The sequence below is a fragment of the Oleiphilus sp. HI0086 genome (genome assembly GCF_001635225.1).
In genome coordinates this window covers 24,620-47,700 of record NZ_LWFZ01000674.1, presented here as the reverse complement: position 1 = coordinate 47,700, position 23,081 = coordinate 24,620, and the positions used below count along the sequence as shown (strand labels likewise).

The 23,081-nt window shown below is 45.0% G+C and carries 20 protein-coding genes; 11 read left to right on the top strand and 9 right to left on the bottom strand.

The window, feature by feature from the left end:
* Window positions 1-72: 72 nt before the first annotated feature.
* Complete coding sequence (locus tag A3756_RS10130) at window positions 73-1,095, bottom strand: AraC family transcriptional regulator (protein WP_068515881.1); 1,023 nt, start codon at window positions 1,093-1,095, stop codon at window positions 73-75.
* Between the two features lie 223 nt (window positions 1,096-1,318).
* Here A3756_RS10130 and A3756_RS10125 point away from each other — a divergent pair, with 223 nt between their 5' ends.
* From A3756_RS10125 to A3756_RS10115, 3 genes are read left to right on the top strand one after another with little or no spacing between them, the layout of a single operon-like run.
* Window positions 1,319-2,881, top strand: coding sequence for an NAD(P)/FAD-dependent oxidoreductase (locus tag A3756_RS10125; RefSeq protein WP_068515883.1), 1,563 nt, complete (start codon window positions 1,319-1,321; stop codon window positions 2,879-2,881).
* Window positions 2,878-3,702, top strand: a complete 825-nt coding sequence (locus A3756_RS10120) for an alpha/beta hydrolase (RefSeq protein ID WP_068515885.1) — start codon at window positions 2,878-2,880, stop codon at window positions 3,700-3,702. The genes A3756_RS10125 and A3756_RS10120 overlap by 4 nt, the downstream gene beginning before the upstream one ends.
* Before the next feature lie 36 nt (window positions 3,703-3,738).
* Window positions 3,739-4,560, top strand: a complete 822-nt coding sequence (locus A3756_RS10115; RefSeq protein ID WP_068515889.1) for an SDR family oxidoreductase — start codon at window positions 3,739-3,741, stop codon at window positions 4,558-4,560.
* Window positions 4,561-4,666: 106 nt separating this feature from the next.
* Here the strand turns inward: A3756_RS10115 and A3756_RS10110 are convergent, their stop codons facing one another.
* The 4 genes from A3756_RS10110 to A3756_RS10095 all read right to left on the bottom strand — a co-directional run bounded on the left by A3756_RS10110 (window position 4,667) and on the right by A3756_RS10095 (window position 9,859).
* Complete coding sequence (locus tag A3756_RS10110) at window positions 4,667-4,846, bottom strand: hypothetical protein (protein WP_068512752.1); 180 nt, start codon at window positions 4,844-4,846, stop codon at window positions 4,667-4,669.
* A gap of 204 nt (window positions 4,847-5,050) precedes the next feature.
* Entirely contained in the window at window positions 5,051-6,130 is a 1,080-nt protein-coding gene (locus A3756_RS10105; RefSeq protein ID WP_068515892.1) for an efflux RND transporter periplasmic adaptor subunit, read from the bottom strand.
* Window positions 6,117-9,533 (bottom strand): efflux RND transporter permease subunit, encoded by a 3,417-nt coding sequence (locus A3756_RS10100; RefSeq protein ID WP_068553430.1) that lies wholly within the window; start codon window positions 9,531-9,533, stop codon window positions 6,117-6,119. The genes A3756_RS10105 and A3756_RS10100 overlap by 14 nt, the downstream gene beginning before the upstream one ends.
* Before the next feature lie 20 nt (window positions 9,534-9,553).
* Window positions 9,554-9,859: a helix-turn-helix transcriptional regulator gene (locus tag A3756_RS10095; protein ID WP_197470031.1), complete on the bottom strand. Its 306-nt coding sequence runs from the start codon at window positions 9,857-9,859 to the stop codon at window positions 9,554-9,556.
* Window positions 9,860-9,984: 125 nt separating this feature from the next.
* Between A3756_RS10095 and A3756_RS10090 the strand changes: the two genes are divergently transcribed.
* From A3756_RS10090 to A3756_RS10080, 3 genes are all read left to right on the top strand, one after another.
* Window positions 9,985-10,326, top strand: coding sequence for a rhodanese-like domain-containing protein (locus A3756_RS10090; RefSeq protein WP_068509654.1), 342 nt, complete (start codon window positions 9,985-9,987; stop codon window positions 10,324-10,326).
* Between the two features lie 399 nt (window positions 10,327-10,725).
* A complete protein-coding gene (locus tag A3756_RS10085; protein ID WP_068509657.1) occupies window positions 10,726-11,949 on the top strand; it encodes a YjgN family protein in 1,224 nt (407 codons plus the stop codon).
* Window positions 11,950-11,975: 26 nt separating this feature from the next.
* A complete protein-coding gene (locus A3756_RS10080) occupies window positions 11,976-13,106 on the top strand; it encodes a M48 family metallopeptidase (RefSeq protein ID WP_068509659.1) in 1,131 nt (376 codons plus the stop codon).
* A gap of 11 nt (window positions 13,107-13,117) precedes the next feature.
* On the opposite strand, the gene A3756_RS10075 is transcribed toward A3756_RS10080, so the two are convergent.
* On the bottom strand, window positions 13,118-14,443 hold the full coding sequence (locus A3756_RS10075) for an MATE family efflux transporter (protein WP_068509662.1): 1,326 nt from the start codon (window positions 14,441-14,443) through the stop codon (window positions 13,118-13,120).
* Window positions 14,444-14,623: 180 nt separating this feature from the next.
* On the opposite strand from A3756_RS10075, the gene hisC reads away from it, so the two are divergent.
* On the top strand, window positions 14,624-15,691 hold the full coding sequence (gene hisC / locus A3756_RS10070; protein ID WP_068509665.1) for a histidinol-phosphate transaminase: 1,068 nt from the start codon (window positions 14,624-14,626) through the stop codon (window positions 15,689-15,691).
* 232 nt (window positions 15,692-15,923) lie between these two features.
* Here hisC and orn read toward each other — a convergent pair whose 3' ends face one another.
* Complete coding sequence (orn, locus tag A3756_RS10065; RefSeq protein ID WP_068509667.1) at window positions 15,924-16,481, bottom strand: oligoribonuclease; 558 nt, start codon at window positions 16,479-16,481, stop codon at window positions 15,924-15,926.
* Window positions 16,482-16,616: 135 nt separating this feature from the next.
* Here orn and rsgA point away from each other — a divergent pair, with 135 nt between their 5' ends.
* The 4 genes from rsgA to asd all read left to right on the top strand — a co-directional run bounded on the left by rsgA (window position 16,617) and on the right by asd (window position 21,286).
* A complete protein-coding gene (rsgA, locus tag A3756_RS10060) occupies window positions 16,617-17,666 on the top strand; it encodes a small ribosomal subunit biogenesis GTPase RsgA (protein ID WP_068553429.1) in 1,050 nt (349 codons plus the stop codon).
* A gap of 115 nt (window positions 17,667-17,781) precedes the next feature.
* Window positions 17,782-19,521, top strand: coding sequence for an HDOD domain-containing protein (locus tag A3756_RS10055; RefSeq protein ID WP_068509670.1), 1,740 nt, complete (start codon window positions 17,782-17,784; stop codon window positions 19,519-19,521).
* A gap of 66 nt (window positions 19,522-19,587) precedes the next feature.
* Window positions 19,588-20,400, top strand: coding sequence for a sulfurtransferase (locus A3756_RS10050; RefSeq protein WP_068507602.1), 813 nt, complete (start codon window positions 19,588-19,590; stop codon window positions 20,398-20,400).
* A gap of 25 nt (window positions 20,401-20,425) precedes the next feature.
* Window positions 20,426-21,286 carry an archaetidylserine decarboxylase gene (gene asd, locus A3756_RS10045; protein ID WP_068507599.1) on the top strand — a complete coding sequence of 287 codons (861 nt, stop codon included), beginning with the start codon at window positions 20,426-20,428 and terminating at the stop codon, window positions 21,284-21,286.
* A gap of 5 nt (window positions 21,287-21,291) precedes the next feature.
* Here the strand turns inward: asd and epmA are convergent, their stop codons facing one another.
* Together epmA and efp are read right to left on the bottom strand one after the other, a co-directional pair.
* Complete coding sequence (epmA, locus tag A3756_RS10040; protein WP_068507597.1) at window positions 21,292-22,287, bottom strand: EF-P lysine aminoacylase EpmA; 996 nt, start codon at window positions 22,285-22,287, stop codon at window positions 21,292-21,294.
* A 44-nt stretch (window positions 22,288-22,331) separates the two neighbouring features.
* Window positions 22,332-22,904, bottom strand: coding sequence for an elongation factor P (gene efp / locus A3756_RS10035; RefSeq protein WP_068507556.1), 573 nt, complete (start codon window positions 22,902-22,904; stop codon window positions 22,332-22,334).
* Window positions 22,905-23,081 lie beyond the last annotated feature (177 nt).

Sequence of the window (23,081 nt, the reverse complement as noted above, 5' to 3'; positions counted from 1 at the left end):
CGTTTTCACTCAGATGATATTCCAAGGCTGCAGATACGAGTAGTCTTATAGCCAGCCGGGATAAATTACTCGCTAAACTCTTCTAAGATAATCTTTAGGCGTACATCCAGTCCAACGTTTAAACGCTCTCAAAAAGCTAGCGGACTCAGCGTAACCTAACTGATCAGCCAATGCGGCCACTGACACTTTCCCTGCAGCCATCATCCCTAGACAGCGCTGTTTCTTATGCTCATCCAGGATACCTTGGTAACTCGTGTTGGCAGCGCTTAGTTTTCTGCGGAAGGTACGCTCACTCACAGAAAACATCTTTGCCACTTCAGGAACGCTTGGAAAGCGCCCTTCGTAGCCTTCAATGACTTGCTTGGTTTGTGAAACAATATCTTCATCTTGCGAATAGAACTTACGTAATAGCTCATAAGCTTGAACTCGATATAGCTGATGAGCGAGAGGGTTCCCGTGCTTCATCGCCACACTCAAAATGACGCGTGGAAGCCGAAACCAGTTATAGGGCTGATCGAAATGTAAATCAAAGTCGATATATTTCTGATACTCCGCCAAACACTTACCTTCAGGCTTAGGCCGAGCAGTACCTGCAGCAATTAGTATTTCGTTTGGTTTTTCAAGAAACTCCCTTACAAAGATATAGGTTCCCATAAGGTCTCTGTCGGCAATAAATGTCCTGAGTTTAGGTGAGGCCTCTGGTAAGGTATAACGTAGCTCTATCCAATCTTTATCAAAATGCAAAGTCATATGTGAAAAGAGCAGTGATAATGACTGAAATTGAGCGCCAACCTTCAAAGCCTGGTCAAAATTTGGTGCACTCATAAGCAACATTGCATAGGTACCGTATGAGGTAAATGTCACCTGACTGCCTACCTTGACACCAAGAATAGGGTCATTCAGTAAGTCTATTGCTTCTGACACGATATCCAGCTCCAAAGATTGCTCAATCACGGCGGCACCATTCATATTCTGCAAGGACATCCCCCTGCGCCGCAAAAGTTCTTCCGGGTCTGCCCCCAAGTCTTCAACCGCTTTAAACAGTGGAATCAAACCTAATATCGACTGCTTCTTTTTAGCACTGCCTACATACATAAACCCTACAGACCTTTCTTTGAATTAGGTGACCAAAGTAACAATTAACTAGCCTCAACTGTCATTATGGCCGTATTTATCAATTTTTGACAGGAAGCATCCTATATTATGTGACCAACAGTCACTAATCTGCATATACCCACTTTAGCTGATACGAATATTTCAGCAGAAAACTAATAAAAAAGAAGCACGATAACTTTCGCGGTAATTGCAGGAGATCATCATGAACAAAGACTATGAGCAACTCGACGTACTGATCGTTGGAGCTGGCATTTCTGGCATTGGCATGTGCTACAACCTAAAGAAAAAGCGCGCACATACCTCTTTTGCAGTGATTGAAGGTCGAAAAAACATTGGCGGCACTTGGGACTTATTCAAATACCCGGGTATTCGTTCAGACTCTGACATGTATACCTTTTCCTATTCTTTCAAACCCTGGACAGACCGTGAATATATTGGCACAGCTGACCGCATCAAGCATTATCTAGATGAACTGGTTTCTGATGAGAACCTGGACCAGTACATTCGTTTTCAACAGAAAGTCATATCAGCTGACTGGAACTCGGAACAAAACCGCTGGCTTGTCAGTATCGAGCGAGCAGATGGGTCGCAGTACCATATTGCTGCGAAATTCCTTACCTGTTGTTCAGGCTATTACAATTATGAAAAAGGTTACCTGCCAAATTTCGAAGGCTATGATGACTTCAAAGGAACCATTGCCCACCCTCAGCAATGGCCTGTTGATATGGACTACTCAGGTAAGCGCGTTATTGTCATAGGCAGTGGTGCGACGGCCGTCACCGTTGTACCCGCAATGGCAAAGAAAGCAGCTCATGTCACCATGGTTCAGCGCTCGCCAAGCTACGTCTACTCTCGCCCCGCTTCAGACATGTTATTTAGAATAATCTCTAAAATACTCCCGGCGGGCCTAACGAATAGAATCATGCGCGCCAAATACACTACCATGCAGCAAATGGTATTTATGTTATCCAAACGCTTTCCAAACTTTATTCGTAAGCTTGTCAGAGATATGAATAGGAAAGCACTGGCGGGAGCAGCTGACGTCGATACTCATTTCAAGCCCACCTACAATCCATGGGATCAGCGTATGGCCCTGGTACCTGATGCAGATTTATTCAATTCAGTTCGTTCCGGCAAAGCGAGTATCGTCACTGAGCATATAGCGCGCTTCACTGAGAAAGGAATATTGTTGAAGTCGGGCGACGAAATTGAAGCCGATATTATTGTTCCCGCCACAGGGCTCGATCTTCAGCTATGGGGAAAAATGAAACTGAGTGTCGATGGTCACGACGTCGATGCGCCTAAGCTAACCAACTATAAAGGCATGATGTTCAGCCAAATGCCAAACTTTGCTTGGGTCTTTGGATACACTAACTCTTCCTGGACGCTCAAAGCAGAGCTGACCTTTGATTATGTCTGCCGCCTATTGGAACACATGGAGCAAAATGGTTACCAAAGTGTCTACCCTTACCGTGAACCAAACGCCAAACAAAGCACCATTGTTGCACTGAAATCTGGCTACGTATTAAGAGCTCTCGACCGCTTGCCTGGCCAGGGAGAGTCCTTTCCATGGTGCAATAAGGACTTTTACTTCAAAGACATCTTTGCCATCAAACACAGCAAACTCGACGACGGTGTACTTCGTTTTGATGACAACACGCCTCTTGAAGCTTTTCATAAGGTAGAAAAAACTGAAACAAGTACGCCTTCCGTCGCCAAAGAAAAGACACAAACGACCGAAAAAGTTGAGGAGGTAGAAGTATGAAATCTCTACCTCCTGTTGTCTTGATCCACGGAATGTGGAGCACACCAGACATATTAGATGAACTGAAAGACGCCTTTGAACAACAAGGCTACCCTGTACTCGTTCCGAGACTTCCACTTCATTACCCTAAGAATAAGCTATGCGAGGACAAAAGGCGCTCTTTAGCTCGACTGGGTATCGAAGATTATGTCGCCTCTTTAAAGCAAGACATAAATAAATTCACGAGAGCCCATTCAAATCAATCACCGATATTAGTCGGCCACTCAATGGGCGGTTTACTCGCGCAGTTGCTTGCACAAGCGCTACCCTGCTCTCAGTTGATTTTAATTTCCTCAGCTGCGCCTGCGGGCATTAATGCTTCAAGTTGGTCGGTACTCAAAACCTTTGGACATAACTTGTTGAAATTTCCCTTATGGCGCTCGTATACCAATTTATTATTAAGAAATATTCAGTACGGTATCGCGAACACACAGAGCGCTGATATCCACAGGCAACTCACTCAAGCATCTACCTTTGAGTCAGGTCGAGTCACAACACAACTATCTATGTGGTTCTTATTTCGCAAGCCCCCCTCCAAGGTGGATTATCAATCTGTAAGCTGCCCGGTATTAGTGATTGGCGGCACCGAAGATAAAATCACACCGATAAAAATCCAACATAAGATCACCCGAAAATATGGCTCTTCAGCCAGCATAAAAGTTATCGAAGGAGCCTGTCACTATACCGTGGGAGGAAGCTTCTTCCCTCAAATAAGGGAGTCGATCTTTACCTGGCTGGATACAAAACTACCTAAACATAGTCAGGATGCACAAGCGGCGTAAACACCTAAATTAAAATAACAACTTAAGGGTCTTAACATGAAAAGCACTTGGACGAACAAAACAATTCTCATCACCGGCGCGGGCTCTGGTATTGGTCAGGCAATTGCTAAACTATTCGCGCAGCTGGGTGCAAATTTAGTGGTCACTGATATCAACCAAGCAGGTCTTAAAGAGACGAGTAAAGCCATCGGCTCATCAGCCATTATTTCCAAGCAGTCCGATGTCTGCTCAAAGGAGGACTGGCAAGCTCTCGCTAAAGATATTGAGCTTTCATCCGGGCATTTAGATGTACTCATTAATAATGCAGGCATGACGTCTTTTGGTTATTTTGAAGAAACTTCTGAGGCCCTATTTAACAAAGTAATGGATGTAAACCTAAATGGTGTCGTTATGGGTTGTCGAGAAATGATGCCATTACTTGAAAAGTCATCACGCGGCATGATCGTTAATGTCGCTTCAATATTCGGCTTGATCACCATGCCAATGGTAGCGCCCTACCATGCCTCTAAATTTGCCGTTCGCGGATTTACCGAAGCCTTACAACAAGACATGATTTATTCAGGTAAGAATATTGATGTTATTTGTGTGATGCCCGGCGGTATTCGATCCAACATTGCAAATTCTGCTGAAACTGAAGCAGCTAATTCCAATGAGCTTGCCAAACACTTTGAAACGGTGGCACGAACAAGCCCTGCAAAAGCGGCAGAAGTCATCGAAAAAGGCATGCGTAAGAAGACCTTCCGAGTATTAATTGGTGCCGATGCCAAGTTTGTCGATATTCTTTATAAGGTACTACCGACCAGCTACTATAAAGTATCTAACCAGCTTTTAGGCGTTAAACGGTTTTTACGTTCGTAGAACTAACAGAAATGGAAAAAAAGCGGGGATGGAGAGCTACCCCGCATAAAGGGGACTGGTAAACCAGCAAGGTAAAACAGGGACGTACTTTAACGAATTATGAACTTTAGGAAGCCTCGGACTTCATATGCTTACGTGCTGCAAATAAACCAACAAAGCCAGCCGAAAATAGCATCATGCTGCCGAACTCACTACTTGCATCCTGAGCGACACTAGCCGAAGCCTGTGCACTACAAGCAAAGACAAACAGTACAAGTATTGAGATAGAGTTTTTTATAGCTGACAATAGAATTCCTTCACATCAAAAAGATTGATAAACAAGCTTACTGCTTTGATTTAAGTGAAGACTAGCACGGAAGTTCTAACTCAACTGTCAACGAATGTTAAACGACAAGTTATTGAAATATAGTGTGATTTATTTGGCATTATTGCCAGCATAACTGTTCAATAAGCGAACAAAAGGTGCGAAAAATAGGGAGAAAGTCCCCCTTTAGCTCTGAACAGGTAAAACAAGGTCTCCGGCACGCAATCCCGAGACGACTTCGATCATCCCGTTTTCTTTCTGATCGCCAACTCTTATAAAGCGTCGAACAACTTGCTCGTTTTCCAAAACCCAAACAACGTTCAACTGACCAACATAAGCTATACGATCACTAGGCAATAGAATCTGTTGTTTCGTACCCACCGGCACACTTAATTGCGCATACATGCCAGGTAGCAAGCCTTCAGCCTCCAGACGGCTCTTAATCAAGAAGCTTCGAGATGCAGCATTACCTGCTGGCACCATTTCTTCTATTACTGAAGGCAGATTCTTATTCATCGAGGGAATCCTTACCTGCAAGGTGTCACCCAAACTGAGGCCGATCGCCAATTGTTCGCGCACATGCGCCTCGACTCGTAAAGTAGCTGGATTATATAAGGTAAGAAGCTGCATCCCTGGTTGGGCAGTATTACCGGGCTCTGCAAAGCGATCGATTATTAGACCATCAATAGGGGAATGCACCTGAGCATAACCCAGGGCCGTTTGCGCTTCTAACAAAGCCTGTTCTGCACTTTGCTTACCGGCTAACAAGCTATCGTAGTTTGCCTGAGTCTGCTCCAAAGCAGCGTTAGCAATCAAGCCTTTCTGACTCAAGTCCTCAGAACGCTTAAGATTATTCTTTGCTTCCAACAATCGTGCAGACACTGAAGACAAAGCCGCTTTTGCCTGAGACTCCCGTGATAGCAAATCTGCCTTTTCCAATTCAATCAGTAGCTGCCCTTGTTTAACCTGCTGCCCTGCTCGTACATGTACTTTCTCTATCTTGGCTAGAATACGTGATGAGATAAGTGAATTCTGTTTCGCTTCAATACCTGCTGGCACTGGCTCGAACACTTCCTTCTTCACCCGTTCGACCTCAATCGCTTGCCTTAGTAGCTCATCGAGTTTTACCAAACTTTGCTGCTCACTTTGCCCGGGCTTTACCTTGTTATTAAAGGCACCCGCCATCCAGGCAACCATAACGATAAGTAAAGCAATTGCCAGTACAGGTAAGCCCAGTTTTTTTAATACGGAGTCATTTGTTTGCATCTTCGTATCCTAATTTTGCGTGATCAGTTAATGAGTTATTTTCTGGCTTATCGAACACCAACAAGTAAACAATTGGTACCACCAGCAAGGTAAAGATGGTTGAGGCAATGATGCCGAAAATAATAGCCAGAGCCAGGCCACTAAAGACCGGGTCAAGGATAATCACCAGATTACCCAGCATGGTAGTGCCAGCAGTCAGTAGAACAGGCCTCATACGAACGGAGCCCGCCAGTATAAGCGCCTCTTTAAGCTCCACACCCCGGTCTCTGGCTTGAGTGATGAACTCTACGAGTATCAAAGAGTTGCGAACAACGATTCCAGCCAAAGCAATCATGCCGATCATCGCTGTGGCGGTAAATAATACGGGTTCAGGCGCTCCTGCAATCACTCGTTCGCCAAAAAGGTTCAGCGCTGCAAAACCAGGCATAATACCGATAATCGTCAAAGGAATAGCCGACATAATAATCAAGGAAAGACGGACAGATTGTGTCTGTATCTTCAGTACAAAGAAGATACCTGCCAAAGCAAACATAAATGCTAAACCCATATCTCTAAAGACATCTATGGTGATCTTCCACTCGCCTTCACCACCCCATTCGAGCTGGATATTTTCAGGTAGCGACCAAGTCTGTCCGGCTGACTCACCAGTGAATAGCGAAAGAAAGTTGCGAGACTGCCAATCACTAACATTCAGGTTTTCTTGTTTCGCTTCTGCCCCAAGCTGTAAATCGCCACTCACATCAGCAATCACTTCAGCAGGCGTTCTACCAGACAGCTCTGCCATCACATAAACGACCGGCTTTAGGTCTTTATGATGAATTGCACGATCCGAGACATGCTCTTCGAACGCACCTAATTCTCCCAAAGCAACGAGGGGCACCGGTGCACTGTCCAAGCCATAGCGGCTGCTCTGTTTGATCACCCCTGCTTGACCTCTTACCTGCAAACGCGCTAAATCTTCAATCGAGTTTTTATCTGCTTCCGCAAGCTCTAAATAAAGCGGAACGGGTGACGTTTCTCTTTCTTGCTGATAGAAACCCGCTGCCATGCCTTGATTAGCAATAACTAAAGCTTGATTGGCTTGAGCAGAAGAAATTCCAGATAAAGCTGCTGCTGTCTTATCCAGGGTATAGCGAAGCTTTTTCTGTTCAGCCTCGACAGTGGTATCAACCTCCACGACAAAAGGCTCTTTTTCCAGGCGCTCTTTTACACTCAATGCAGCAGCCTGTATATCCTCGTAGGGAGTCAGTTTGTCACCGTACAATTCAGCGACCAAGGTACTCAATACCGGGGGCCCTGGTGGCACTTCCACCACTCTAACCAATACACCTTCTTTATTAAAAGACTTAAGCAAGTCTCTTAAACGCAGCACCACGCCATGAGACTGATGCTCTCTTTCTGCTTTATCGAGTAAGGTCAGCCGCAAGTCTGCCTGATAAGGCATCGTGCGTTGATAGTAACGGCGAACCATACCATTAAAATCGATAGGCGAAGCCACCCCCACAAAGGCGGCTGAAGCGAGTACTTCGTTTACTTGCGTCACTTGTAAGGAGATCTGCTTAGCCAAACTCGCTGTCTGTTCCAAGGTCGCTGACTCTGGCATATCGATAATAATCTGCACTTCATTTTTATTATCAAAAGGCAGAAGTTTTAAGGGAACCCAGCGCATCATAGGTAACATGGCTGCAGCTAGGAATAAGATCAGCACAGCCCATAAGACCCATTTTGCTTTTCTCCGATCATTCAAAAAGGGAGAGAGAACACGTCGGAAAAAAGGGCTCCCGCTATCAGCACGACTGTCCTCACCCTGTTCAGCAACAATGGCCGAAGGTTTCAGAAGTTTACTCGCCAACCAAGGCGTCACTAAAAATGCCACCAGCGTACTGACGCCGACGCTCACTGGCACATTGAAAGCCATCGGCGCCATATAGGGCCCCATCATTCCGGTAATGAAGGCAAGCGGAATAAATGCCAGGACGATAGTGATGGTCGACATTATCAAAGGCACTTTGATTTCTGATATCGCTGCAACAATTTGAGAGGCCGTACCAGGGTCCTGGCTTCCATCTTTGCCACGCAGCTTCTTTTTCAAATATCGTTCAATGTTATCGACACCAGTAATCGGGTCATCGACAAGTAAACCTAGTGATAGAATCAAAGCAAATAAGGTCACACGGTTAATGGTATAACCAAAAGCCATATCCAAGGCCAAGGTCACCCCGTAACTAATGGGTACCGCAATACCAACAACTAAAGCAGGGCGCCAGCCAAGGAAAACCGCGATAAACACCACCACGGTAAAGACCGCAAAGGCCAAGCTACTCGTTAGGTTATCAACCTTCTCATTCGCCGTTGCACCGTAATCACGTAGCACTTCTATGCCGATACTTGTCGGCAATAAATCTGACTTTAGCGCTGCAATAAGCTTATGAACTTCCTGAGCCACACTGACTGCATTGCTTCCCGGCTGTTTGGCGACACTGATAACCGACATCGGTAAATCACTACGTGCGGCGATCGGGACCCCTTCAAATTCTGGATGTGTTTCAGCAAAATCCAACCAGGTATAAGTACTCGCATTGGCAGGGCCGTCAACAATTTCAGCTACATCCTGAAGCGTTACCGGAATCCCATCGACAACATTGACCACCGTCTGTTTTAGACTACTAAGGTCGCGGATAAAGTCGCCGCTTTCGAGTTGAATAGACTCATTGTCAACGAACCAGTTGCCGCTACTTTGAAGCAGATTGGACACCTGTAAAGCTTGCAAGACGTCTGCCGAAGTACTTTGACGCGCTGCCAAACTTTCGGGCTGTAAAAAAATCCTTATCGTTCGTTCTCGGCCCCCCGTTACCTTGACTTCACTGGTATCAGGAATTGCCTGTATATAAGTCGACAGCTCTTCCGCTACCCGCCTTAAGTCATAATCGCTAGCATCGCCTTTGGAATACAAAGCCAACATCATGATCGGCACATCATCCACTTCAACCGGGTTTACGCGCCAGTTTTGTACTGCCTGAGGGACTTTATGTTGATTGGAATGAAGTTTGTTATAGGTATTCAGAATTGCATCTTCACGATCTTCGCCAACATAAAATCGTAAAGTAACAGCCGCCTGACCGCTCATTGAGGTGGAATAAACATTCTCTACACCCGGGATTTGAGCCAGAAGTTTTTCCAGCGGTGTTGTCACCTGCCGTTCTACCTGCTTAGAAGACATACCTGGCGAACTGACTAACACATCGACCATCGGTACAACAATTTGAGGCTCTTCTTCACGTGGAGTGTAGTTCAGCGCGACCATGCCCAATAAAAGCGAGACAATAAGAATCGCTGAAGGTAAGCCACCCGCTAAACTGTAGGCGAGCAAACGTTCGATAAAAGATTTATCTGCTGAAGTCATGCAATTACCCTAAGGTTTAATTAATTCGGCTGGCAAAATACGTTATACAAGTTCTGAATTATCGACTCTACACGAGGGTCGTTTAGCCGGTAATAGATGGTCTGCGACTCCCTGCGCGTTGCCACAAACTCTACTGCTCTAAGCTTTGCCAAGTGTTGCGACAAGGCCGATTGAGAAAGAGGCACCCGCTTATTTAATTCGCCAACTGATAGCTCCCCTTCACTCAAAACACACAAAATCATTAAGCGCTTGCTGTTTGCCAGGTTTTTTAAGAAAGCCTCTGCTTCTGCCGAGCGCGAAGACATTTCATCCAGACTAATATCCATCACCTACACCTTAAATTACGTCTTATGCATGTCACGATAAATATGAATACTAATTAAAAATTGCTAATTTAGCAACTTCTAATATATCATACCTCCCATCACTGTAAATGTTTGAGGTAATAAATATGTTGAGATCGATACCGGACTTAATTCAAGAAATCAGACCTAAAGTACGCTGTGTAACATCATCAAGCGCCAAGCTGGAAATGAGCAATAATGGTGGTATTTTGATTGACGTAAGAGAACCCATGGAAGTGGCACAAAACCCGACACCGAACGCCCTCAACATTCCACGTGGTGTCTTGGAAATGAAGGTATCAGAACTCCACCCACATGAAGAAACACCGCTCTATATCCACTGCGCAACCGGTGCACGCGCCACTTTATCTGCAGAGCAGCTGATGAGAATCGGCTATAAGCATGTATCGGTGATCACTTGTGATATTGAGACGATATGTCAGAGCTAGAATAATTAGAAAGTAGAATGGCACTTACTTAAACTGAATTTCACTTTTTTACAGTGGAAGCCTAGAGAAACATTACTCCTCTGTGCAGCAAAGCGCTCTGTGTCCTCTGTGGTTAAGGGCCTTAGTCTTGAAGATCAAAAACCCAAAAACGAATCCACCACAGAGGACACAGAGCGGCCGATGGCCTGTACGGAGATAATCAAAAAAGGGTTCTTAAATGAATGGCTCCTATTTAATCTGAATTGCACCCTATAGATAATCATTTGTTTAGATGGAACATATGCTTAAGTAAGTGCCGTTCGGTCTAGAGTAAATTTACTCTGACCGCAGCCTCTCCTTCTAATTATGTTAGACTGCCGCTAGTTTTTAAGCGCATCAAATTGAAGGAACTCCCATTAAATGGACTTAGAAGTAAAACCCTATACTGAACAGCCTTTTAGATTCAGCGGCAAAGCACTCGAATTCTTTGGCATTTGGATCGTCAATATAGCTCTCACCATCGTTACGCTGGGCATTTATTCGGCCTGGGCGAAAGTTAGAACACACCGCTATTTTTATGGCAATACTCAGCTTGACGACAGCGCCTTTCAATATTTGGCAAAGCCTGAACAGATTCTAAAAGGGCGAATTTTTGCATCCATATTATTCGGCATTTATTACGCAATAAATTCCTATAATGGCGTTTGGGGTTTGTATGCCGCTGCAGCAGTGACAGTTTTAGTGCCTGCAATCATTGTTCTTTCTATGTCGTTCAGGCTCCGCCACACAGCTTATCGTGGTATTACCTTCCGCTTTGAACGAAACTTCAAGCAAGCTTATTTATTTTATGGCCTACCGGTATTTTTGTTCCTGGCTCTGCTTGTTAGCTCAATATATTTTTCTGTGCCCAGTGAGGTATGGGAATACTCGGAAGTCCCGATTTCTGAGGAGATGCCAGCTGATGAAACGACAGAGATACCTGCCGTAGGAGAAGAAGCAAAAATAGATATTGAGGAAGAGTTTAATATGCCTTGGGGGCTTGCTGCTTTGTTCCCATTGTTTATCTTGGGCTTTCCCTTCTGGCAATACTTAAAAGCTATTTTCCTTGTAAATAACGCTCGCTATGGCACCTCACCATTCAGCTATGGCGCTGGCGCAAAAAGCTTCTATCTTATGTATTTAAAGGCCTCCGGTGTTTTTATCTTAGCGATATCTATTGTACTTTGGACTTTATCCCAGCTAGACCTTATGAATTTTACAAGTGAAGAAACAGCACCGTCTTTTTCAAACCTCATTTTAATTCAGCTGGTATTCTTTACTGTTTATTTATGGATCTTTGCCTACCTTCAAACCAAGCGCCAAAACTTGATATTCAATCATACCCAGATCGAAGAGATGACTTTCTCAAGTACATTGAGCGTTAGCTATATGTTGTATCTATACCTCAGCAATACGATTGCCATTATCTGCTCACTAGGCTTACTCATCCCCTGGTCGATGATCCGTACTGCGCGCTACCGCGCAAGCCAACTAACACTGCTGACAAATCAATCTCTCGATAATTTCGTCGCGGATCAACAAAATCAATTGACCGCAATGGGTGAAGAGTTTGGTGAAGTCTTTGATATCGAAGTGGGAATTTAAATGCTGACGAAGCCTGGTTGCTAACAATGGAGATTTCCGGCTATTTGTACCTAGGGCAAAGCTCATCACGGCTTCCCGCTAAGCTACATTATCAGGAAGGCGGTCAGCTCTGCTTTTTTCCAGAAAGTGAATTTGTCACTGAGTCATCCAATGAACCCTTAAAAAAGGTCGCCATTAAAGATGTCGACATCTCATCACGCATTGGCAATACCCCGCGCTTCATTAGTTTTGGCGATCAATGTCAATTTGAATGTGCTGATAATTTAGCAATCGATGAACTGATTAAAACCGCCCAGCAGGATGGCTACCTCAAAACTAAAACATATTCCGGGCTCGCTCACCGCTTGGAAAGTAAGCTTCAGTTTGTTGCGTTAACCTTAGTTTTGGTAGCGGTCGCTAGCTGGGGTTTTATCGCTTATGGCATTCCTTTTTTCAGCGAAGAATTGGCCCACGCACTGCCCGCTGAAGTATCAACAAAAATTGGTCACGGAGGCTTAGAAATCCTAGATAAGAGCGTGTTTCAAAGCAGTGAATTAGCTGAAGAAGAGCGCGACTCCTTAAGGCAGGCCTTTAATCGCATCGCCGACGAGCTGACAAAGATTGAAGGCCTTGAGCTCATTCCAATGAAAATCGAGTTCCGCAAAAGCGAGTCCATCGGTGCGAATGCTTTTGCACTTCCATCAGGAACCATTATTTTTACCGATGAGATGGTCAAACTCGCAGAGAACCAAGAGCAGCTGGAAACGATCATGCTGCATGAAATTGGACATATCGCTCACCGGCATAGTCTGAGAAGACTGATACAGCAATCCAGCCTAGCCCTATTCATCGTTATCGTAACTGGCGATATTTCAACCACCAGCCAAGCAATTCTTGCCTTACCTGGTGTTCTTCTGCAAGCAGGCTATTCCCAAAAAATGGAGCTCGAGGCTGATGATTTTGCGCTGAAACATTTACAAGAGTTTGGCTTACATCCTGAGGATTTTATTACCTTAATGGAGAACTTAGAATCCCAAGAAAAAGACCAAGGTGCAAACGAGCCCGAAGAAAACATAGGTAGCGTGGAGCCAAAACAAGAATCTGAAATACAGGGCTATTTTTCAAGCCACCCAAGCACGTCAGAGCGGCTAGAACGATTTAGAAATCACCGTCATTGAAGCGCTAAACACTAAAGCTTAGCGCCTCCCCATTTCCCTCTATGCCAGTGAATACCGTAAACAAAACCTTGGCCCAGGCGAGAGAAAGAAAACAAAAGCCAAATCACCAGCAAGGGCGGCTCAAAATAAACTACTGCGATAAGACCTAAAGGAAAGAACACAGCCCATTGAGAAAGCATACTTGTCTTCAAGACTACTTTTACGTCACCACTTCCCAGCAAGGCGTTCATAAGAATCACACCGATAACATCGATAAATATTAAAGCCCCCGTCACCTGCAAAGGTAAGCGAGCCGCGTCAATGGTAGCCGTATCTGAAGTGAAAAAGCGCAAGATAAGCTCTGCATTGAAGGCTAATAACATACCGAGTATCAAGGTTATCCCTCCGCCAATTTTGGCAACATCATAGGCCCAGAGTTTAGCCTTCACCTTGTCTCGTTCACCTAAGCTTGTACCTACCAGCGTTGCAGCGGCCATACCAAAACCAAAGCCTGGCAAAATACATAACATCAGAATATTGATGAGTATATTTAAAGCGGCAACTTCACTAACGCCTATTTTACCCACCATCCAAAACAAGCTGATCATACCAATCGCAATTAACAGCTGCTGAAAACCTGCTGGAATGGTGAGTCTAAAGACGCTAGCAAGATCACTTAAGCTTGGTTTTATACGGAATAATTTTAACGACTCCAGCTTGAAGAAGCCCAAACAAAAATACAGAACAGAACCAACGCCCATGGCAATGGTACTCGCCCAAGCCGCACCATCAGTCCCCATAGCGGCGAAACCAAGGTGACCGAAAATCAATATATAGTTCAGAATAATATTTAGTACATGAATAAACACTAGCGACAACATGTAATACTTTGGCTGACTAATGCCATTAAAGTAACCGCGAAAGGCGTAATTCACCCCCATGAAAACCGTCGCGAGGACTCTGATCTCCCAATAAGAGCTACCTAATTCAGCGACTTCGGTATCGGCATTAAGATATGGAAAAATAGAAGGTATATAAGGATAAATTAAAGCTGTCAGAAGGCTGCCAAATATTACGGCGATCATCACACCTGCAAATAGCGACACCCCAGCTTGCTCGATTTTCTTCTCACCCAAACGACGAGAGGCAACAGCTTGAACACCGCTAGACAGCCCCAGAACCATGGCGCTTGAAACGAAGGCTGCAAAACTCCCTGTTCCTACTGCGGCTAAGGCACTAGCCCCCAGATGACCGACCATTGCGACATCGACGATATTCAGTATATTTTGCGAGATCATACCGCCAATAATAGGCAGAGAAAGTAAAAAAATTAGTTGAAAGCGGTCTAGGGTGATCATTATCGTTCTTATTGTATTTGCTTAATAAGCGCATAATATTTGCACCCCCCCCACACTCGAAACCAGGCTTAAAAATGATTTAGATAATTTCATTCTTGGCGATTAAGCCGGTATTCGGTAAAGTAAGCAGTAATCTAAATTCGCCCTCGCGATATCAGTTTTCAATTTAAGAGAGTTATTATGAGTCAGTTCTGGAGCCCCATCGTTCACAAGCTCACCCCTTACGTTCCAGGTGAGCAACCTAAGGTTTCCAATCTTATTAAGCTCAATACTAACGAGAACCCTTATGGCCCCTCTGACAAAGTTCTCTCGGCCCTGAAGGCTGAAGCGTCTGATTCTCTTCGTTTATATCCTGATCCAAATGCCAGTGAGTTGAAAAGTGCGATAGCCGAATATTACGACCTTGAAGTCGAGCAGGTTTTCGTCGGTAACGGCTCAGATGAGGTGCTAGCACATACCTTTATGGGCTTGCTATCAAATGGTAAGCCGCTACTCTACCCCGATATTACTTATAGTTTTTATCCGGTTTATTGCAGCTTATACGAAATTGAACCTAAGACTCTTCCACTTAGTGAACGGTTTGAAATAGAGCTTAGCGACTACCCAACAGATAATGGCGGCATCATCTTCCCTAACCCTAATGCACCAACCGGTCGTGTATTGCCATTAGACGAAATCGAAGCTCTGCTGAAAAGGAATACTGAATCAGTGGTCGTCGTGGATGAGGCTTATATCGATTTTGGTGGTGAAAGTGCCGTTGCGCTCGTCAATAAGTATCCCAATTTATTGGTTATTCAGACCTTTTCTAAATCTCGTTCTTTGGCGGGCTTACGTGTCGGTTTTGCCATTGGGCATAAAGACTTGATCGATGGCCTTGAGCGAGTGAAGAACAGCTTCAACTCCTATCCGCTTGACCGCTTTGCAATCAAAGGCGCATCGGAAGCGATTAAAGATAAAGCTTATTTTCAAGCCTGCTGCGATAAGACCATTGAAACGCGTGATTGGCTAACACTAGAGCTCGAGAACTTGGGTTTTGAAGTCATGCCTTCTGCGGCAAACTTTGTGCTCGCCAAGCACCTAGATATTGAAGCTGAAGCTCTCGCTGCTGGTTTGCGTGAACAATCGATTATCATTCGCCACTTCAAACAGCCACGCATTAAAGATTATCTTCGGATTAGTATTGGTACACCTGAAGAATGCCAGGCACTGATTGCAGGACTTAAGCGCCTAATCGTGGGATCAGAGTAAAAATAGCTTTTTTTACTCTGACCCGAATGGCACTTACTTAAGCTGAATTGCACCCATTTTACAGGGAAATATTATTCCTCTTTGCAGCGAAGCGCTCCGTGCCCTCTGTGGTTAAGAGGGCTTAATCCTAAAGATCAAAACCCCAAAAACGAACCCACCACAGAGGACACAGAGCGGCCGGAGGCCTGCACGGAGAAACCAAAAGAAGGGTTCTTAAAGGAGTGGCACTTACTTAGGCTTTAATAAAGTGCTCCCGGTAATATTTTAGCTCTTCAATCGAATCTCGAATATCATCAAGTGCCAGGTGAGTACCTTGTTTTTTTAAGCCTGATTGAATCTCTGGTTTCCAGCGCCTAACTAGCTCTTTCAATGTACTGACATCCAGGTTCCGGTAATGAAAGAAGGCTTCTAGCTCCGGCATATACTTCACCAAGAAGCGCCGATCCTGACCAATGGTATTTCCGCAAATTGGCGAGCAGCCCTTATCTACATATTGCTTCAAGAACTCTATCGTATCTTGTTCTGCTTCTCTCTCGGAAGTATTGCTGGCTTTAACCCGAGCAGTCAGACCATTTTCACCATGTGTTTTGGTACACCATTCATCCATAGAGTCCATCAATTCGTCACTTTGGTGAATCGCGATAACCGGCCCTTCCGCCAGGGTATTTAGCTGTGAGTCGGTCACAATCGTAGCGATCTCGATAATGCGCTCTTGTTCAGGATCCAAGCCGGTCATTTCTAGGTCGATCCAGATAAGGTTGTCTTTATGTTTCGCGGGGCTGTCGGTCATCAAAATAGTCCTATGATTAATGCTGGTGCTTGGCAGCTAAAGATAATCACTATATTCGATATAAACAAGCTTCTGGAATACTTTTACTGCTAGAATAGCGCCATTGGTTCTTTTCCTAGCGATTCATCGGAGCTTATGAGCAAACGTAAACTGAATAGACGGCAGCAATGGCGTATCGAAAAAATACAAGCTGAGAAAGCCGCACGTGCCGACCGCAAAGACAAAAAGCTAGGGCAAGAATATGCAGCAAGCGATTTAGGTGAAGAACAAAAAGGCCTGGTCATCGCGCACTATGGCCAACTGCTCGATATCGAACCCAGCGAAATTTGCGAAGGCGAAACAGAAAAACTTGTTCATCGCTGCCATGTCAGAGCAAATGTCGATGCTTTAGTCACCGGTGATGAAGTCGTCTGGCGCCCCGGCAAAGACCAAAGCGGTGTGATCGAAACACGCCTAGAACGCCACAGTTTACTGCAACGCCCAGACAACTATGGGCTGCTCAAACCCGTAGCCGCCAATATCGACCGTATTATTATTGTTGTCGCCACTGAACCCACACCCTACGCTAATCTAATTGATCGTTATCTGGTGGCCGCTGAAACTCTCGACATCAAGCCTGCCATACTGTTTAACAAAAGCGACTTGATTAATGATAATAACCGCGCTCAGATAGAAAAACTCTGCCAAAGCTATGAAGCACTTGGCTATGAAGTACTCAAGACCTCAGCCAATGAAGTCGAGCATTGTGAGTCCACCTTATTCGACTGGCTAAAAAACTACACCAGCGTCTTCGTTGGCCAATCCGGTGTCGGCAAGTCTTCACTGATTCGTAGTATTCTGGGTGATCAGAGCATTAAAGTCGGCGCGCTTTCGGAAGTATCCCGTAAAGGTACTCACACCACGACGACAGCCAAGCTTTTTCATATTCCGGGTGGCGGTAGAATTGTTGACTCACCGGGCATACGAGAATTCGGCTTATGGCATATCAATGAGCAAGAACTGTTGGAAGGTTTTATCGAACTCAGGCCGCATATTGGCTACTGCCGTTTTCGTGACTGCAAACATAATAATGAGCCCAAGTGCGCGATCCTTGACGCCTACGACAAAGGTGAGATTAGTGAAGAGCGCATGAATAGTTACCGCAGAATTAGAGAAACACTCGGCGACAAAGAAACCTACCAATAATACTCAGCCATTAATTGCCTGCATTATTAAAAATCCAATCTATACTCTAGTCATAGTGAGCTATTTTCAATAAATTGCTCGCAACTCCTAACTATCAATCTATTACATTAGCTTTATGACTGACTCAAAAATGCCCGATAGCGCTGAAGGCTGGGCAAACTTTCTGGTGACAAAGTCACTTCCCTCGCCATTTAAAGTGGGTCAAAAAGTCATTCGTATGCTAGAAAAAAAGGTTATTCCATACTCTCATCTGGCTGCTCACGTTAATAAAGACCCAATCTTGGCTTTTTACGTCATGTCACACGCCAATGATAGCCAGCTAGAAGATACACCGAGCAGTAAGACACTGGCACACGCCATTAGTATGATTGGCATTGAGCGCCTAACAGAGCTGATAAACGAGCAACCCTTTAAAGCTATTTCCTTAAAGAGTATTACCAGTTTCTACTACCTTCGAACACTATCAACCAGTTTATATGCAGGCCACCTCGGTCGAGCCATCGCTAAAAGAAAAGGTAAAGGAAACCCCGAAGACGTTTATTGGTCCAGCTTGTTTCTGGGTGCGCCTATCTGGTATTTATGGCGCTTTGCAACGCCTGAAATGCGTTTAGTACGCTATGCCATTCGTTCCAACTACAAGCTCCCCCATGTTGCCGAGAAAGAAGTATTAGGCGGTACAATCGTCGATGTCACGACCGCTCTGGCTAAAAAGCTAAACGTTCCTGCCCTGGCTCAGGCATGCTATCAACCAGATAAACAATTAAGCCATAAGCAATGGGTCACTATTGCCCGCTCTTTTAGCCCTGATGGGAAACCGCTCCGTGTTGAAGATCGCGACATTAATATGCTGATGCAGTCTCCACATTTTGTCGTGATGCTGGCAAACCTGATTGCTCACTATTCTTCATATTGCTGGTATTCAAGGGCAACATTAAGAGCACAACGGATTCTGGCTTGCTACTTAAACTGCTCGGTTGATGAAGCGATTCAGCTAACTCATGAAGCTGCTGCAGATATGTCACGCGCTCATCCTATGCCAGGCGTAATGCAACCGGCTGCTAAATTATTCGTGCCACCACGCAAGCGCACTAAAGCACAAAGTGAGTGCCAACTCAGTGAATTCCAGTCAGATGCCTATGCGCCATCTCAGAAGGGAAAAGCAGCGCCCCCTGCTCCAGAAGCGCCAATAGCCAGCTCTACTAAAACTAACAAGCTTGAAGACACCAGACAACACGAGAACCGGGACGTACCGAAACCTGAAAAAATTAATGCACCGACTAATAAAGAAGGCATTGCTGAAAAAGCGCAAGCAAACGGGCCGCTTTCACGGAACCCCTTATATACTGAGCTAACACATATCATGGCTCATCGCCCGCAGGAGTTTACCGACCTACATGAGCTGATGAATGCCGCGACCCAAGGCATTGCCTACGGCATTGAGTTAGAACGAGCATGCGTGGGTCTGATAAGCAAAGACCGCAGCCGCTTTAAAAACTATTATTCAGTCGGGTGCCAAGATCACCCTGAACTTAAGGATTTTGAAAGCAAAATAATCAAGAATACTATTTTTGAGAAATTATGCTCTCGCCCAGCCAGTATTTGGGTGAAACCCTCTAGTGACAAGAAGATACTCGACCTGATTCCCATGAATTTCAAGGGCGCCACCGACTCAAAAGAGTTTTTCTTAATGTCGGTATTTGTTGGCAAAAAACCGGTTGCCCTTTTCTTCGCAGATAACACTGACAACCAAACACTCACCGACGCTCACTATAAACAATTCAAATACCTATGCAGCGCAGTCACTACTTCCTTACAGCATCAAGCGAATCGTCAAGCATCAAAGGGTGAAGAATAGTTAGTCCCAAACTTTGTCATCTGGTATGATCCGCCGATCATCATTTGAAGCAATGAGAACTAACAAATGTCAGATCTGTTAATTGAAGCGCCTCAATTACTCGCACTATTAAATAATGAAGACTCCTCTGAAAAGCTGATCATCGTCGACCTTGGAAAAGAAGATCGCTACCTAAGCGCTCATATCCCCGGTGCAGTACTGGTAAGCCCTAATTTAACCCAGGCGGGTCCGCCGGTGCCCGGCCTTGCTCCGAGTAAAGAAAATTTAAACGATTTAATGCAAAGCATTGGTCTGACTCCCGATAGTCAGGTTATTGTATACGATGATGAAGGTGGCGGCTGGGCAGGACGTTTTATCTGGCTACTCGATGAAATTGGCCATAACAACTACCGCTATTTGAATGGCGGCTTGCACGCATGGGCTGCTGAAAATTTCGACATGGAAAGCGGCCCTGTGGCTAATGAAAAGTCAGATATTCAAGTGTCTTTTAGCGGTAAACATAGCCTCACTCTCGCGCAGCTAAAAGAGCTTGTAAACACTCAAGATTTGCAAATCTGGGACGCTCGTTCTCCGATGGAGCATAGTGGCGAAACTGCTTACGCAGCCAGAGGCGGCAAGATTCCCGGCGCACTAAACTACGAGTGGACTCGCGCGATGGATCAACAAAATAGCCTAAAACTAAAACCCTTTGACACCTTGTTGAGTGAGTTAGCGACTGTTGGAATAAGCCCAGAAAAGCCAACCGTCACACACTGCCAAACCCACCATCGCTCAGGCCTCACTTATCTATTAGGCAAGCTACTTAGCTTCACAGATATAAAAGCTTACCCTGGTTCTTGGGGCGAATGGGGAAACCAAGCTGACACCCCTATTGAATGAGTAAATTACTACTAACGGACTTACTATGAAACTCGATGATCTATTTATTTTCAGTCAATATATTGCACCGCAACACTTGATCTCGCGGGCAGCAGGAAAAGTCGCTGAATGTGAAATTCCGGCGTTCAAGAATAAGCTGATCGCTTGGTTTATTGATAAATACGGCGTCAATATGTCTGAAGCCTTGCTTGATTCGCCAGAGAATTTTAAGCACTTCAATGACTTCTTCACTCGTGAACTTAAACCTGGCGCACGGGAAATTGACACCCAAGAAGATGCAATCATTTCTCCGGTTGATGGCGCGATTAGCCAGCTAGGCCAGGTTGATAAAGGCCAGGTATTTCAGGCAAAAGGTCAGAGCTTTAGTGTGGTAGAGCTGCTTGGCGGCGACATTGAACGAGCCGAACCGTTTATGGGTGGCGACTTCTCAACAATCTACTTGTCGCCTAAAGATTACCATCGAATTCATATGCCCTGCACCGGCACATTAAGAGAAATGGTTTATATCCCTGGTAAGTTATTTTCGGTTAACCCGGTAACGGCAGAGAATGTCCCTCGCCTATTCGCCAGAAATGAGCGTGTTGCAGCCATATTCGATACCGAGTTTGGCCCGATGGCCATGGTCTTGGTTGGTGCAATGATTGTTGCCAGTATCGAGACCGTTTGGTCTGGTTTAGTCGCTCCGGTTAAGCGCGATGTGAACAGTACCCTTTATGGGGATGCGAGCAGTATCACTCTGGAAAAGGGGCAGGAAATGGGACGATTCAAGCTCGGTTCTACCGTTGTATTGGCGTTTCCAAAAGGCACAACACAATTCAATGAAGCAATGCAGGCAGGCTCCCCCGTTAGAATGGGTGAAAACTTCGGTAGTATCATTAAAAGCTAGATTTACTAGACCCGACTTAGAGGGAAGCTCAATACATCTTCAATGCTATTGACTCCCTCTTTGATCATCAACAAACGATCCAAACCTAGGGCAATTCCCGAACAGTCTGGCATACCAGACTCCAAAGCTGATAAGAACTTCTCATCGATTGGTATCCCATTCAAACCCATATCCTGGCGTACCAAATTATCAGATTCAAAGCGCTGGCGCTGCTCTTTAGCATCCGTTAGTTCATGATAGGCATTCGCAATCTCGAGCCCGTTTATATATAGCTCGAACCTTTCTGCGACCAATAAGCCATCCTCATCATGCTTCAAGGCGGCTAGAGATGCTTGTGATGCGGGATAATCCGAAACAAACACGGGTCTAAGCTTACTATCTTCAGAACAGCCCAAGTATGGCTCAATACAGACGCTTAGTAGCAGATCCAGGTACTCATCACGTTCCAAATTAGGCCCGGAATAGCCGGCCAACTCTATTGCTTTCTGCCTCAGTACATCAATAGCGACTATCATCGGGTCAAGATCTAAATATTTCCGAAACAAGTCGCGATAACTAACTGTCGACACTTCACATGAACCCAAAAGAGTTTCCAGTAGGTCTGCGGTTTCTTGCATCAGAGCGTTGAGATCAAAGCCTGGGCGATACCATTCAAGCATGGAAAATTCAGGATTATGTCGTACGCCGCTTTCAGCATTACGAAAAGTTTTACAGATTTGGAAAATCGAACCACTCCCCGCAGCAAGTAGACGCTTCATAGGGAATTCAGGAGAAGTATGTAGATATAAACATTCTGAACCCGCACCAGGTGCAGAATTCAAAGCGCAAGACAAACTTTCCAGATGAGGATCTGTCGCAGTTGAGCGACCAAGAATAGGCGTTTCAACTTCAAGCACATGACGTGCGACAAAAAAAGCCCGAAGCTGCGCATATAGCTCAGCCCGGGCTTTTAGTCTTTGCAAAGAACATGTTGGTTGCCATTGTTCTGAAGTTTTATTCATAACAAGCAAGCAAACCTCTAATCTCTATGCAATCAATTGCTCAATTATGACTTGGCACGACTCACGTATTCACCAGTACGAGTATCGATACGCAGCTTCTCACCAATATTGACAAATAATGGCACATTGACCGTTGCACCGGTAGAAAAGGTAGCCGGCTTTGTGCCACCTTGAGCTGTATCGCCTTTCAAACCCGGGTCAGTTTCTACCACTTCCAGCTCAACAAAGTTTGCTGCAGCAACAGCCAAGGGTGCACCATTGAATAGTGTGACCGTATAAACATCCTGTTCCTTTAACCACTTAATTGTATCACCGACAGCCTTTTCATCAGCAGCATGCTGTTCAAAAGAACCATCAGTCATCATAAAGTGCCAGAACTCACCATCGGTATAGAGGTACTCCATATCGAATTCCATTACGTCAGCCGCTTCAAGAGATTCACCTGACTTGAAGGTTCTCTCCCATTGACGCCCAGTATTGAGGTTTCTCAACTTAACGCGGTTAAAAGCCTGGCCTTTTCCTGGCTTTACAAATTCATTCTCAATCACCGCACAAGGATCACCATCCAACATTACTTTTAAGCCTGAACGGAATTCGCTGGTAGAATAACTTCCCATTTTGATCTCACCTGTTTCTGTCTCCTACATATTTATGCAGGAACTATTCAATTTACGGAATTATTTTCTCGCTATCTTGGTCCAGCCTAATCTATACAGGGCCAATGAGTGGGCGACAAACTGTTTTCTATAGCTTTACTTCGCTATATACTGCGCGGTTTACCGGCCTCTTTACAT